This is a genomic window from Streptomyces sp. RFCAC02 (assembly GCF_004193175.1).
GTDB lineage: Bacteria > Actinomycetota > Actinomycetes > Streptomycetales > Streptomycetaceae > Streptomyces.
Window position 1 is genome coordinate 389,152 of the sequence record NZ_SAUH01000001.1, and the last position, 13,023, is coordinate 402,174.

The window sequence follows — 13,023 nt, forward strand, 5'->3', positions numbered from 1 at the left end:
GATGGTGCCGCAGGGGTGTGACAATCGCGCGGCGCCCGGCGGGCGCGGCTCACAGGGCGCGGTTGCGGCGGCGCGCCAGTTCGTCGGCCGGGTGGTCGGCGGGCACGGCGTCGCCCGTCTCGACGTGCTCGGCCTGGAGCTGGGCCAGCGCGCTCTCCACGTCGTTCCAGACGGCCCCGACGGCGATACCGAAGACACCGCGGCCGTCCTGGAGGAGCTGGGCGAGGTCGTCGGGCGACGAGCAGCGGTGCACGGCCGCCCCGTCGCTCATCAGGGTCATGCCGGCCAGCTCCGCGAGGTCCGCCGCGCGCAGGGCCGTGACGGCCGCCCTGATGCTCTGGAGGGACACCCCCGCGTCCAGCAGGCGCTTGACGATCTTCAGCACCAGCACGTCGTGGAAGCTGTACAGGCGCTGGGTGCCCGAGCCGTGGGCCGGACGGATGCTGGGCTGCACGAGCCCGGTGCGCGCCCAGTAGTCGAGCTGGCGGTACGTGATGCCCGCCGCGGCACAGGCGCTCGGTCCCCGGTAGCCGAGCCGCTCGTGGGCCTCGCCGCCCCGGGGCCGGGCCGACGGCAGCAGCCCGCCGCGCGGCGAGCCGGGAAGGGCGGTCATCCCTCCGACCGCTCTGCTGTCGCCGTTACCTGTCACGCCGGCCTCCGTTCCGCATGTCCTTCTCCGCGCCGTCGCCGCTCACCGGCCGTCACGACGGGCACGCTCACCGCGTCCCTCACAAGACATGCCCCACGGACGCCGGGCATCCACCTGCGACGCGTCACCGATCGCCCGCGAGGGGCTACTGGCTGTTCCTGCCGAAGTCCTCGGGCGAGATCTGGTCGAGGAATTCGCGGAACCGTTCCACCTCGTCCTCCTGCTCGTCCGGGATGATGATCCCCGCGTCGTCCAGCACCGCGTCACTGCCGTAGATGGGGGTGCCGGCGCGCAGCGCGATCGCTATGGCGTCGGAGGGGCGGGCGCTGACCTCGACACCACTGGCGAACACCAGCTCGGCGTAGAACACGCCCTCGCGCAGATCGGTGATGCGGACGGCACTCAGCTCCTGCCCCACCGCTTCCAGCACGTTCTTGAACAGGTCGTGCGTGAGCGGCCGGGCAGGGGTCATCCCCTGCTGGGCGAACGCGATGGCGGTCGCCTCCCCCGGTCCGATCCAGATCGGGAGATAGCGATCACCGCCGACTTCACGGAGGAGCACGATGGGCTGATTGTTGGGCATTTCCACCCGCACGCCCACGACGTCGAGCTGATTCACACAGCAACCCTAGGCGGTGCCCGGGTCTTTTGGATAGTCGAGCACCGCCGGGCGGCACCGGCGCGCCCCGGTGGGGGCGGTCAGAATCCGTGCCTGCTGGCGAAGAACACCAGCCGGTACTTGCCGATCTGGACCTCGTCGCCGTTGGCCAGGACCACCGAGTCGATCGGCTCCCGGTTGACGTAGGTGCCGTTGAGGCTGCCCACGTCGCTGGCGCTGAAGGAGCCGTCCGGCTCGCGCCGGAACTCCACGTGACGGCGGGAGACCGTCACGTCGTCCAGGAAGATGTCGCACTGCGGGTGACGGCCGGCCGTGGTCTGCTCGCTGTCCAGGAGGAAGCGGCTGCCGGAGTTCGGGCCGCGGCGGACGATCAGCAGCGCGGAGCCGGGCGGCAGCGCGTCCACGGCGGCCTGGGCCTCGGCGGACAGCGCGGGGGCGGGGTGCTGCCCGGTGATCTCGGCCTCGTACGCCTCGAGGCCGCTGATGGAGATCGTGGAGGTGGTCTCCGACGAGCCCTCGGCGCCGGGGCGCAGCGGGTTGCCGCAGTTGGAGCAGAAACGGCTGGTCCCCGCGATGCGGTGACCGCAGCGGGAGCAGGTCAGCGTGCCGTCGGCGGAGCCCTGGGAGCCTATCCCGCCGGGCGCCCCGACCTCGTCGCGGAACAACGGCCGTCCCTGCTCGGCGCCGGACGCCGTCGCTGGCGTGTCGCCATGCTGGCGGGCTCGGGGCCGCGCGGCACTGTGCATGCCGCTCTGACGCCTACCGAACAACCGAGCGAAAAAACTCACCAGCGATCCCCTCGCACCTAGCCCGTCCCGCCCGCGGCGGGATGGTCCATTCTCTCTCACCGGCCACCGCGGTCACTTCCGACAACGTCCGCGGCCCCCGTTCAGTTTCCCTCACCCAGCGCCACCGGGGCCGGGCAGCCCCCGCGTCGCGGGCGATCACGGTGACGACTGAGCGTAGTCAGGCTGCTCCGGCGACCGCAAGGCGTCCACCGTGATCGTCTCCGACCGCTCAACGCTCACGGACGCCTGATCGTTCTCCAGCGACTGGACCACTCCGCCCGGGATGTTCAGCGCCGGTTCCAGGTCCTGGGGCCGGCCGATGGCCCGGACGAGGTAGGGCGCGGAGACCGGGCGGCCGTCCAGCCGGATGCCGCCGTTGTCGTCCGTGAAGGCGGTCTCCGCGACGATCCTGACCTCGTTGATCTGGATGGCCTCGGCGCCCGCCGCGCGCAGTTCCTGCACCGCGTCCAGCAGCATATCCGCCTCGACCGTGCCGAGCGGATCGGCGATGCGCAGCGTGATGCCCGGCCCCCTGGCGGCCTCGGTGCCGGCGAGGACGCCGAGGCGGCCGGCACGCTCCTCGTTCTGCCGGCGGGCCTCCTCGGCCTGGTCCGAGCTGTTCTCCAGTTCGGTGCGCTGCCGCTCCAGGTCGGCGCGCTCGGCCTCAAGGCGCGCGGCGCGGTCGTCGAGGTCGCTGAGGATGCGCACCAGGTCCTCGGTACGGGCGCCGGCCAGGGCCGTGTCCTCGCTGTTCGCGGCGCGGACCTGGATCGCCAGGCCGAGGCCGAGGACGAACAGCAGCCCGGCGGCGACGAACTGGCTGCCGGTCGCGCGCGGCGGCCACAGGGCCGCCAGCAGGAGCCGCGCGCCCGCGGGCCGGGACGCGGCCGGCCCGCCGTCGTCGCCGTCCCCCGCCGCTCCGGTGGCGGTGTCCTGGGACGGCGGGGTGTCCGCGTCCGTTCCGCGGATACCGTCCGCTGCTCCGTCCGGGTGCTCCCGGGGCGGTGTGCCGGTCACCGGCTCACGCTCCGAGGACGTGCCGGCGGATGGCCGCGGCGTTCGAGAAGATCCGGACACCGAGGACGACCACGACGCCCGTGGAGAGCTGCGAGCCGACACCCAGCTCGTCGCCGAGGAAGACGATCAGCGCGGCCACCGTGACGTTCGACAGGAAGGAGACGACGAAGACCTTGTCGTCGAAGACCCGGTCCAGCATGGCGCGCAGGCCGCCGAAGACCGCGTCGAGCGCGGCGACCACGGCGATCGGCAGGTAGGGCTCCACCCCCGCGGGCACGACCGGCCGGGTGAGGACACCCGCGACGACTCCGGCCACCAGGCCGAGAACGGCGATCACTGCTGGTTCCCCTCTCCCGCCGCGCCGCCGGCGGCCGCCGGGACGGCGACACGGGTGGCGAGGCTCGTGGCGGCGGGCAGCGCGAGGTCGTCACGGACCCCGCTGTTCACCCGGATGCCGTACTCGTCGTGGAGCGCGCGCAGGTACTCCCCCGCGAGTCCGCCGTCGAGACCGGCCGCCAGAGCTTCCGGGTCACCGACCGCGAGGACGGTGTACGGCGGGACCAGCGGCCGGTTGTCGACGAGGACGGCGTCGCCCGCGGCGCGGATGGCGGTCAGGGCGGTGAGCCGGTGACCGTTGATGGATATCGCCTCGGCGCGCGCCTGCCACAGGCCGTTGACGACCCGCTGGAGGTCGCGGTCGCGGACGCGCCCGGTGTCGGTGAAGCCGTCGACGCGCGAGTCGCCGGGCCGGGCGGCGTCCGGGGCGTCGTCGAGGGTCACCTCGACGCCGGGGCCGGTCACCGGCGTCTCGCCGGCGAGCAGCGCGACGACATCGTCCTCGCCCGGCCCGTCGTCGTCCAGGGCCTCGTCGCGCAGCGCGGCGACCTCGTCCCGCAGGGCGTCGATGTCGGCGTCGAGGGCGTCGAGGCGGGCACCGTCCGCCTCGACGCGCTCCAGCAGCTCGGCACGCTCCCGCGCGACCGCGGGGGCGTCCTCGCGGGCCTGGGCGGCCCCCAGGGTGACCACGGCCGCCGCGAGCAGCAGGCCGCCCGCCAGCCACAGCCGCGCCCGGAGCGTACGGGGCAGCGGTGCGCTCCCCGACGCCCGCCGGCCGGCCGCCGCGGCCGCGTACCCCTCGTCGAGGGTGTGGCTCATGACGGTGGTCAGCAAGGACATGGAGGCGTCGGGGCGCGCGGGGCGGCGCGGGCCGGGCTCCTGCTGTGGCATGGCGGGCATGATTGCACGCCATGCCGTGCAGGGGCGAAACGGGCCGGTGGCCAGGCCCGTTGACGCGGCGTCGGGTCAGTGCTCCGCGCTGTCGACGACCCCCGCCCAGCTGTCGAGGAGTTCCTGCGCGGCCGCGTCGTCGGGGCCCTCGGCCCACAGGTGGGTGACGGCCTCGGCCGGGTCGGGCAGGACGAGGATCCACCGGCCGTCGGACTCGACGACGCGCACGCCGTCCGTCGTGTCCACCGACCGGTCGCCCGCCGCCTCCACGACGCGCCGCATGACCAGGCCCTTGATGGCCCAGGGGGTGGCGATGTCGCGGTGCAGCACGTGCGCCCTGGGGATGCGCGCCTCGATCTGGCTGAGCGAGAGCTGGGTGCGGGCGACGAGGCCGACGAGCCGGGCGAACGCGGCGGTGGCGTCGAAGACGGAGCTGAACTCGGGGACGATGAAGCCGCCCTGGCCGTCGCCGCCGAAGACGGAGCCCTCCTTGTGGGCGACACGGGTGAGGTCGTCGGGCGATGTGGTGGTCCACTCGACCTCGGTGCCGTGGTAGGCGGCGACCTGCTCGGCGATGCGGGTCGTCGTCACCGGGAGGGCGACGCGGCCGCTGCGGCGCTCGGCGGCCACCAGGTCGAGCATGACGAGCAGGGCGCGCTGGTCCTCGATGATGCGGCCGCGCTCGTCCACGAGGGCGAACCGTTCGCCGACCGGGTCGAAGCGGACACCGAACGCGGCGCGGGACGAGGCCACGATCTCGCCGAGCCGCACCAGACCGGCGCGGCGTGCCTCGGCGGTCTCGGTGGGGCGGCTCTCGTCGAGGCCGGGGTTGATGGTGAGGGCGTCCACGCCGAGCCGCCCGAGGAGGCTCGGCAGGACGAGTCCGGCGCTGCCGTTGGCGGCGTCCACGACGATCTTCAGGCCGGAGTCGGCGACGCCCGTGGTGTCCACGGCGCGCAGGACGGACCCGGTGTAGGCGTCGAAGACGCTGGCGGGGAACGCCAGGTCGCCGATCTCGCCGGGGAACGCGCGGCGGTACTCCTGGCGGGCGTACACGCGGTCCAGCTTGCGCTGGCGGGCCTGGGAGAGGTCCGCGCCGCGCTCGTCGAAGAACATGATGTCGACGGAGTCCGGCACGCCCGGCGTGGTGCGGATCATGACGCCGCCGGCGCTGCCGCGGGCGGTCTGCTGGCGGGCGACGGGCAGCGGCACGTTCTCCAGGTCGCGGACGTCGATGGCGCTGGCCTGCAGCGCGGAGATCACGGCCCGCTTGAGGGCGCGCGCGCCGCGGGAGTGGTCCCGGGCGGTGGTGACGGTCGAGCCCTTCTTGAGGGTGGTGGCGTAGGCACTGGCGAGGCGGACCGCCAGCTCGGGAGTGATCTCAACGTTGAGGATGCCGGAGACGCCGCGGGCGCCGAAGAGGTTGGCCTGGCCCCGGGACTCCCAGATGACGGAGGTGTTGACGAACGCGCCGGCCTCGATCGTCTTGAACGGGTAGACGCGCACATTGCCCTGGACGATGGATTCCTCGCCGATCAGGCACTCGTCGCCGATGACGGCGCCGTCCTCGATGCGGGCGGCGCGCATGACGTCGGTGTTCTTGCCGATGACGCAGCCGCGCAGGTTCGTCTGGGGGCCGATGTAGACGTTGTCGTGGACGACGGCGCGGTGCAGGAAGGCGTCCGACTTGACGACGACGTTGGAGCCGACGACGGTGTGCTCGCGCAGCTCGGCGCCGGCCTCGATCTTCGCGTAGTCGCCGATGTAGAGGGGGCCGCGGAGCTTCGCGTCGGGGTGGACCTCGGCGCCCTCGGCGACCCAGACGCCGGGCGAGATCTCGAAGCCGTCGATCTCGACGTCGACCTTGCCCTCCAGCACGTCGGCCTGGGCCTTCACATAGCTCTCGTGGGTGCCGACGTCCTCCCAGTAGCCCTCGGCGACATAGCCGTAGATGGGCTTGCCCTCCTTCATCAGGCGGGGGAAGACGTCGCCGGACCAGTCGACGGAGGCGTCGGCCTCGACGTAGTCGAAGACCTCGGGCTCCATGACGTAGATACCGGTGTTGACGGTGTCGGAGAAGACCTGGCCCCAGGTCGGCTTCTCCAGGAAACGCTCGACCCGGCCGTTCTCGTCGACGATGGTGATGCCGAATTCGAGGGGGTTCGGGACGCGGGTGAGGCAGACCGTGACGAGGGCGCCGCGTTCCTTGTGGTAGCGGATCAGATCGGTGAGGTCGAAGTCGGTGAGGGCGTCACCGGAAATCACGAGGAACGAGTCGTCCTTCAGCGCGTCCTCGGCGTTCTTCACGCTGCCGGCGGTACCGAGGGGCTTTTCCTCATGGGCGTAGGTGAGGTCCATTCCCAGTTCCTCGCCGTCGCCGAAATAGTTCTTGACGAGGGAGGCGAGGAATTGCACGGTGACCACGGTCTCGGTCAGGCCGTGGCGCTTCAGGAGCCGCAGGACGTGCTCCATGATCGGACGGTTCGCCACGGGCAGCAGCGGTTTCGGCATGCTCGCGGTCATCGGGCGAAGCCGGGTGCCTTCGCCACCAGCCATTACTACGGCCTTCATATCGGAAGTGTCCTCCTTGAGGATTCGTCAGTCACTCCGACCGCGCCCGTCTGGAGGGGCCCAGGCCCGGGGTGGCTCCCCGGAATAGTGCGGCACATGCGGGCGCCAGGCCCCTGCGACACTGCCAGGGCGAGCTCAGTCGGCGGTGGGATGATCCGCCTTCAGCAGACGACGGACCTGGACCACGTAGAGAATCCCTGCCCACCAGTACAGCCCTGTACCCCAGCCTGCGAACGCCCATCCGAAAATAGCAGCGAGTGACGCCACCCAGCCACTTCCGTCACTGAGGAGAAGCAGCGGGAAGGCGTACATGAGGTTGAATGTGGCGGCCTTGCCGAGGAAGTTCACCTGGGGCGGGGCATAGCCGTGCCGGTCGAGGCGCCAGACCATGACGAGGAGCGTCAGCTCCCTCGCGAGGAGCAGCCCGGTGAGCCACAGCGGCAGGATGTCCCGCCAGGTGAGGCCGACGAGGGTGGACAGGATGTAGAGGCGGTCCGCCGCGGGGTCGAGGACGCGGCCGAGGGCGCTGATCTGGTTCCAGCGGCGGGCCAGTTTGCCGTCGAGGTAGTCGCTGACGCCGCTCGCCGCGAGGACGAGGAGCGCCCAGCCGTCGAGGTCGGGGCCGTCGAAGACCGGGGAGAGGACGAGCCAGAGGAACACCGGTACGCCGACGAGCCGGGCCATGCTGAGGATGTTCGGAATGGTGAGGACGCGATCCGTCTGAATGCGTGTCTCCTGGACCTCCACCCGGAAGCCTCCTGTTGTCCCCGTGCCGGTGTCCCGGTTGTCGTCGTGCCCCAGAACTCTACCGACCCCGGCCGGCGGCGCGGCCGGAGGGGCCGATCGCCGTGACTTAGGCTTTTATGTGGTTTGCGGCCCGGAACCGTGGCCGTCGGTCATCGGACGCGCAAGGCGGGTGTGATGGAGACCAGGCTTCGGGGCGTCGGCGTCAGTCACGGTGTGGCGATCGGCGAGGTACGGCATCTGGGGACGGCGGTGCTCGATCTGCCGGACCGCCAGGTCCCGCCGGCGGAGGTGCCGCGCGAGGTGGCCAGGGCGCGGCGCGCCGCCGAGGCGGTGGCGGCCGACCTGCGCGCGCGGGGGAACCTCGCGGGCGGTGAGGCGCAGGAGGTGCTGGAGGCCCAGGCGCTGATGGCCATCGACCCCGAGCTGCTCGCGGACGTGGAGCGGCGTGTCGGGGTGGGTGCCACGGCCGAACGGGCGGTGTCCGACGCGCTGGCGTCGTACCGCGCGCTGCTGGCCGGCGCGGGCGGCTACCTGGCCGGGCGGGTCGCCGATCTGGAGGACGTGCGCAACCGGATCGTGGCGCGGCTGCTGGGCGTGCCGATCCCCGGTGTCCCGGACAGCGAGGAGCCGTACGTGCTGATCGCGCGGGACCTCGCGCCGGCCGACACGGCGCTGCTGGACACGCGCCTGGTGCTCGGGTTCGTCACCGAGGAAGGCGGGCCGACCAGCCACAGCGCGATCCTGGCGCGTGCGCTCGGGGTGCCGGCGGTGGTCGCGCTGCCGGGGGCGCGCGAGGTCGCCGAGGGCACGGTCGTCGCGGTGGACGGCAGCACGGGCGAGGTGGTCGTCGCGCCGGGGCCGAAGCGGCGGGCCGAGCTGGCGGAGGAGGCGGCGGCGCGGCGGGCGGCGCTGTCCCGGGTGACGGGTCCCGGCGTCACGTCGGACGGGCACACGGTGCCGCTGCTCGCCAACATCGGCCGTCCGGGTGATGTCGCGGCGGCGCTCGACGCCGGCGCGGAGGGGGTCGGGCTGTTCCGGACGGAGTTCCTGTTCCTGGAGAGCGGCCGTGCGCCGTCGCGCGAGGAGCAGGCCGGGGTGTACCGGGAGGTGCTGAGCGCGTTCCCGGAGGGGCGGGTCGTGGCGCGGGTGCTGGACGCCGGGGCGGACAAGCCGCTGCCGTTCCTGACACCGGGGGACGAGCCGAACCCGGCGCTGGGCGTGCGGGGCCTGCGGGCGCTGCTGGACCATCCGGAGGTGCTGGCGGCGCAGCTCGGTGCCCTCGCCGACGCGGCGGAGGGGCTGCCGGTGCACCTGGAGGTGATGGCGCCGATGGTGGCGGACCGGGCGGACGCGCGGGCGTTCGCCGAGGCGTGCCGCGCCGCGGGGCTGCACGCGAAGGCCGGGGTGATGGTCGAGGTGCCGGCCGCGGCGCTGCGGGCGCGGGCGCTGCTGCAGGAGGTGGAGTTCCTGTCGCTCGGGACGAACGACCTCGCGCAGTACACGTTCGCTGCGGACCGCCAGGTGGGCGGCGTGGCGCGGTGGCAGGACCCGTGGCAGCCGGCGCTGCTCGACCTGGTGGCGATGGCGGCGGATGCCGCGGCGGCGGAGGGCAGGAGCTGCGGCGTGTGCGGGGAGGCGGCGGCCGATCCGCTGCTGGCGTGCGTGCTCGCGGGGCTCGGGGTGACGAGCCTGTCGATGAGCCCGGGGGCGATCGCGCCGGTGCGTGCGGCGCTGCGGAAGCACACGCTGGCGCAGTGCGAGCGGGCCGCCGCGGCGGCGCGCGCGGCGGACGGCGCGCCGGAGGCGCGGACTGCGGCGCACGCGGTGTTGTCCGGGGAGTGACGGGCGCGGCGGCCGACCGGGGCGCGCGGCGGCGGGCGGGTGACGGCCCGCGCGGCGCGGGCGCCCCGCCGCCGTACGCCGGGGCGCACCGGCACACCGCGGTCCCGTCGTCCGCGCCGTGGCACCGCCGGCGGCGGTCCGCCGGCCGCCGGGGCGGGATTGGCCGGGCACGCGCCGGGGCACCCGGTCGGCCGGGCGCGCGCCGGCCGTCGTGGACATGCAGCCAGCAAGAACGTCCCGGCAGCCGTCGCGACGCGGTGGCCGGCCGATGCCGGTGCCCCCGCATCCCGTGGAACGCCCCTTCGCCGGCCGGCGCACCGCGGCGGGTGCGCACGAGTTCGGTGAGTGTGTGAGGAGATGCGGAGGCGATGGGCGTGTCCGGGACCATGCGCGCGGTGCGGATCACGAGGCACGGAGGGCCGGAGGTCCTCGAAGCGGCGGAGGTGCCCGTGCCGGCGCCGGGACCGGGTGAGGTCCTGGTCAGGGTGGGCGCGGTGGCCCTGAACAACACCGACCTGTGGACCAGGGAGGGCGCCTACGGCCGCCCGGGGGACCCGGACGCGCTGTCGGGCTGGCGCGGCCCGCTCGATTTCCCGCGCATCCAGGGCGCGGATGTCGCCGGCCGGGTCGTGGCGGCCGGCGACGGAGCGGACGGGCGCCTGGTCGGCCGGCGGGTGGTCGTCGATCCTGCGATCTACGACGCGGAAGGCCGGGACGCGAACCCGGTCGGCCTGATGGGGAGCGAGCGTGACGGCGGGTACGCCGGGTATGTGACGGCGCCGGCCGGGCAGGTGCACGACGTGACCGGGTCCCCGCTGACGGACGACCAGCTCGCCGCGCTGCCGACCGCCTACGGCACGGCGCTCGGCATGATCGAACGCAGCCGGCTGCTGCCCGGGGAGACCGTCCTGGTCTCCGGGGCGTCCGGCGGTGTGGGGCTCGCGGCGGTGCAGATCGCCCGTGCCCGGGGTGCGCGGGTGCTCGCCGTGAGCAGTGGACGCAAGATCGACGCGGTGCGCGACGCGGGAGCGCACGATGTCATCGACCGGGCGCGGGACATCGGCGAGCAGGTCCGCGCCGCCGCGCCCGAGGGCGTCGACGTGGCACTCGACGTCGTCGCCGGGGACCTGGTGAGCACGGGGCTTCCGCTGCTGCGCGAGGGCGGCCGGTGGGTCGTCGCCGGTGCGCTCGGCGGGCACACGGTGACCTTCGACGTGCGCCGTCTCTACCTGCACAACGCGCAGCTCATCGGCTCGGCGATGCACACGCCGGCGCACTTCGGGCTCCTCATGGACCTGGCACGCCGGGGCGGGATCCGGCCCGTCATCGCCGCCGTGCATCCCCTGGAGCAGGCAGCCCGTGCCCAGGAGGAACTCGCCCGCAGGACGCACGTGGGGAAGATCGTGCTGCGTCCCTGGGATCTCCCCGCCACCGCGCCCGACGCGGCGTAGACCGCACGGCCACCGCGCCGCAGCGGCGGGCGCCGGCACCCGGGACCGGAAGCCGCGCGAGCCACCCGTACGGCAGACGGGCCGGGCGGAGCAGCGCGGCAACCGCCCCGGCCGCCCCGGCCACGAGGACTTCGCGGCGGCACTGACGGAGACAGCGGAACCGGCGTCGTCCGAGTGACTCCCGGCCGCAAGGTGCGCCGGAACACCGCGGCAGCCGCCCCGGCGAGGGACCGGGACGCCCCTGTGGACCGTGTCCGGTGAAAACCCGCCGCCGGGCCGTCACCCCTGCGGCGGCTGCCCGACACGGAGACGAGAGCCCCGGGACCACACGCCGGGCGGAGACTCAGCGCCCCACGCCCGCCAGGCGGTCCGCGCGGGAGGGCGACACCGGGACCTCCGCCCCTCCGGCACGTCGCCGCCTCCCCCTCCGGAACCCCGCGCCGGGCAACGCCCCCACCGAGGTCCGGACCCCCCGACCGCAGAGCCCGGCAGGAGCAACCGCCCACGCGCGCCCAGGAGTCCGGGCGGCGGGTGACACCGGGACCTCCGTCCCTCCGACGCACCCCCGCCTCCGCCAGGGCCGGCGGCCCGGGACCCCGCACCACACCGGAGGGCCGGCCCCCGGCCGCAGAGCCCCGTGCCGGGCGGACTCCCACCGTCCACCGCCCGCCAGGCGGTCCGCGCGGGAGGGCGGCACCGGAGTCGTCCCCGCCGCCGGCGGCACGCGCCCGGAACTCGCGCAGGACGAGGACTCGCCACCCGTACAGCCCGGCTGTCCGGACCATTCCTCACGGCCGCCGGGGGAATGACCGGTGGATCCCGGAGCGCGCGCTGCACAGTGACGCACCGCCGGGCCGTTCCCGACCGCCGGCCGTGCCACCGGACCGGACGGGCGCGACGACACGGCGTCCTCCGGGCCGTTCCCGCGGCCGCACGGGTCCGACGTGCCGGGAACCCGCGCCGGGCAGTGACACACCGCCGCCCCCAACGCACAGGCCGGGCCGGAACCGTCCGGTCGTTCCCGACCGCCGGTGGTGACGCCGGGGCGTCACCACCGGCGGTCACCGGAATCCCGTGGCGGGCGCCCCGGCACGGGGCCGGGATACCCCCGGAGTCCCGCGCCGGGCGCGGCCTCACCGCCGGCACCCGTCCGGCGGTGCCGGTCGCCGGCCCCTTCGCCGTTCCGCCGCCGGGGCGTGCGGCTCCGTCAGGGCCGGTCCCGCGTTCCGGGCGGGCAGGGTGGCACGGGGATCGTCGGAGCCGTCCCGTAGGTCACGCCGGGTTCGGGCGGTACCGGCTCCCCCGTTCTCGCGTCGGTGCAGTAGGCGGCGAACACCTCCGCCTCCGTGAGCGCCCGCAGCCGGCCGTCGCGCAGGCTCCAGCCCCGCACGTGCTCGCGGCCCGGTGTGGCGGAGGGCACCGACCGCAGGACCAGGCCGCCCGGGTCGCCGGTGGCGAGGCCGGCCGCCAGCACCGTGCACATGACCAGCGCGTCGTGCTCGGGCACCCGCACGGCCCCGTCCGCCGCGACCAGCGCGTCGAGCACGGCCGTGAGCGGCCCCGGGCCGGTCATGAGGCTCGCGACGAGATGGTGCGTGCCGGGCGCCGCACGGCCGACGGCCGTGGTGAGCAGCGACGCGGCCCGCTCGAAGGCGCAGCGCGCGAGGGGTGCCGCGCACCCGGCGCAGTCCCCCGCGGCGGCGAGCAGGTCGGTGCCCAGCTCCCAGCTCTCCTGGCGCAGGTGCGCGGCGAGGAGGTCGGGCACGAGCCGTTCGATGGGCTGGCCCTCGTAGGGGACGGTGGCGCCGCGGGCCGCGACCTCGGCCGTGTAGCGGGCGCGGCTGGCCGGACTGTCCTGGTCGAGCCCGGCACGGGCGCAGTAGTCGGCGAAACCGGACGGGTCGAACAGGGCGACGCTGGTGTGCCCGTGGCTGCCGGCGAGGGACCGCAGCAGGTCCTCCGCCCACCGGAGGTACCCGGCGTGGTCGGTGTGGGTGAAGGTCGGGTAGCGGCGCATGCGGGCGAAGCCGGCCTCGTCCGCGACGATCGCCACCGTGCCGGCGCTCTCGCGCCGGCGGGCGGCGCGGCCCGGTCCCCGCGGTCCCGGCGGGC

The 13,023-nt window shown here is 74.6% G+C and carries 11 protein-coding genes; 2 read left to right on the forward strand and 9 right to left on the reverse strand.

The genetic code is table 11. From position 1 onward, the window contains the following. Window positions 1–49: 49 nt before the first annotated feature. The 8 genes from EMA09_RS01680 to EMA09_RS01715 all read right to left on the reverse strand — a co-directional run bounded on the left by EMA09_RS01680 (window position 50) and on the right by EMA09_RS01715 (window position 7,618). Entirely contained in the window at window positions 50–613 is a 564-nt protein-coding gene (locus EMA09_RS01680) for a MerR family transcriptional regulator (protein WP_129838177.1), read from the reverse strand. Window positions 614–794: 181 nt separating this feature from the next. Continuing rightward, window positions 795–1,268 (reverse strand): bifunctional nuclease family protein, encoded by a 474-nt coding sequence (locus tag EMA09_RS01685; protein ID WP_129838179.1) that lies wholly within the window; start codon window positions 1,266–1,268, stop codon window positions 795–797. Between the two features lie 80 nt (window positions 1,269–1,348). After that, on the reverse strand, window positions 1,349–2,056 hold the full coding sequence (locus EMA09_RS01690; protein WP_240796188.1) for an FHA domain-containing protein: 708 nt from the start codon (window positions 2,054–2,056) through the stop codon (window positions 1,349–1,351). A gap of 156 nt (window positions 2,057–2,212) precedes the next feature. Further along, window positions 2,213–3,073, reverse strand: coding sequence for a DUF881 domain-containing protein (locus tag EMA09_RS01695; protein WP_129838183.1), 861 nt, complete (start codon window positions 3,071–3,073; stop codon window positions 2,213–2,215). 4 nt (window positions 3,074–3,077) lie between these two features. Continuing rightward, a complete protein-coding gene (locus tag EMA09_RS01700) occupies window positions 3,078–3,410 on the reverse strand; it encodes a small basic family protein (RefSeq protein ID WP_129838185.1) in 333 nt (110 codons plus the stop codon). After that, window positions 3,407–4,309 carry a DUF881 domain-containing protein gene (locus EMA09_RS01705; RefSeq protein WP_168220622.1) on the reverse strand — a complete coding sequence of 301 codons (903 nt, stop codon included), beginning with the start codon at window positions 4,307–4,309 and terminating at the stop codon, window positions 3,407–3,409. Before EMA09_RS01705 ends, EMA09_RS01700 begins: the two co-directional genes overlap by 4 nt. Before the next feature lie 66 nt (window positions 4,310–4,375). Further along, complete coding sequence (locus tag EMA09_RS01710) at window positions 4,376–6,871, reverse strand: mannose-1-phosphate guanyltransferase (RefSeq protein WP_129838187.1); 2,496 nt, start codon at window positions 6,869–6,871, stop codon at window positions 4,376–4,378. Window positions 6,872–7,006: 135 nt separating this feature from the next. Further along, complete coding sequence (locus tag EMA09_RS01715; protein ID WP_129838189.1) at window positions 7,007–7,618, reverse strand: CDP-alcohol phosphatidyltransferase family protein; 612 nt, start codon at window positions 7,616–7,618, stop codon at window positions 7,007–7,009. 174 nt (window positions 7,619–7,792) lie between these two features. Here EMA09_RS01715 and ptsP point away from each other — a divergent pair, with 174 nt between their 5' ends. Next, a complete protein-coding gene (gene ptsP / locus EMA09_RS01720; protein WP_129838191.1) occupies window positions 7,793–9,460 on the forward strand; it encodes a phosphoenolpyruvate--protein phosphotransferase in 1,668 nt (555 codons plus the stop codon). 368 nt (window positions 9,461–9,828) lie between these two features. Beyond that, window positions 9,829–10,911: a zinc-binding dehydrogenase gene (locus EMA09_RS01725; RefSeq protein ID WP_129838193.1), complete on the forward strand. Its 1,083-nt coding sequence runs from the start codon at window positions 9,829–9,831 to the stop codon at window positions 10,909–10,911. A gap of 1,207 nt (window positions 10,912–12,118) precedes the next feature. On the opposite strand, the gene EMA09_RS01730 is transcribed toward EMA09_RS01725, so the two are convergent. After that, window positions 12,119–12,964, reverse strand: a complete 846-nt coding sequence (locus EMA09_RS01730; RefSeq protein WP_129838195.1) for a hypothetical protein — start codon at window positions 12,962–12,964, stop codon at window positions 12,119–12,121. Window positions 12,965–13,023: the final 59 nt, after the last annotated feature.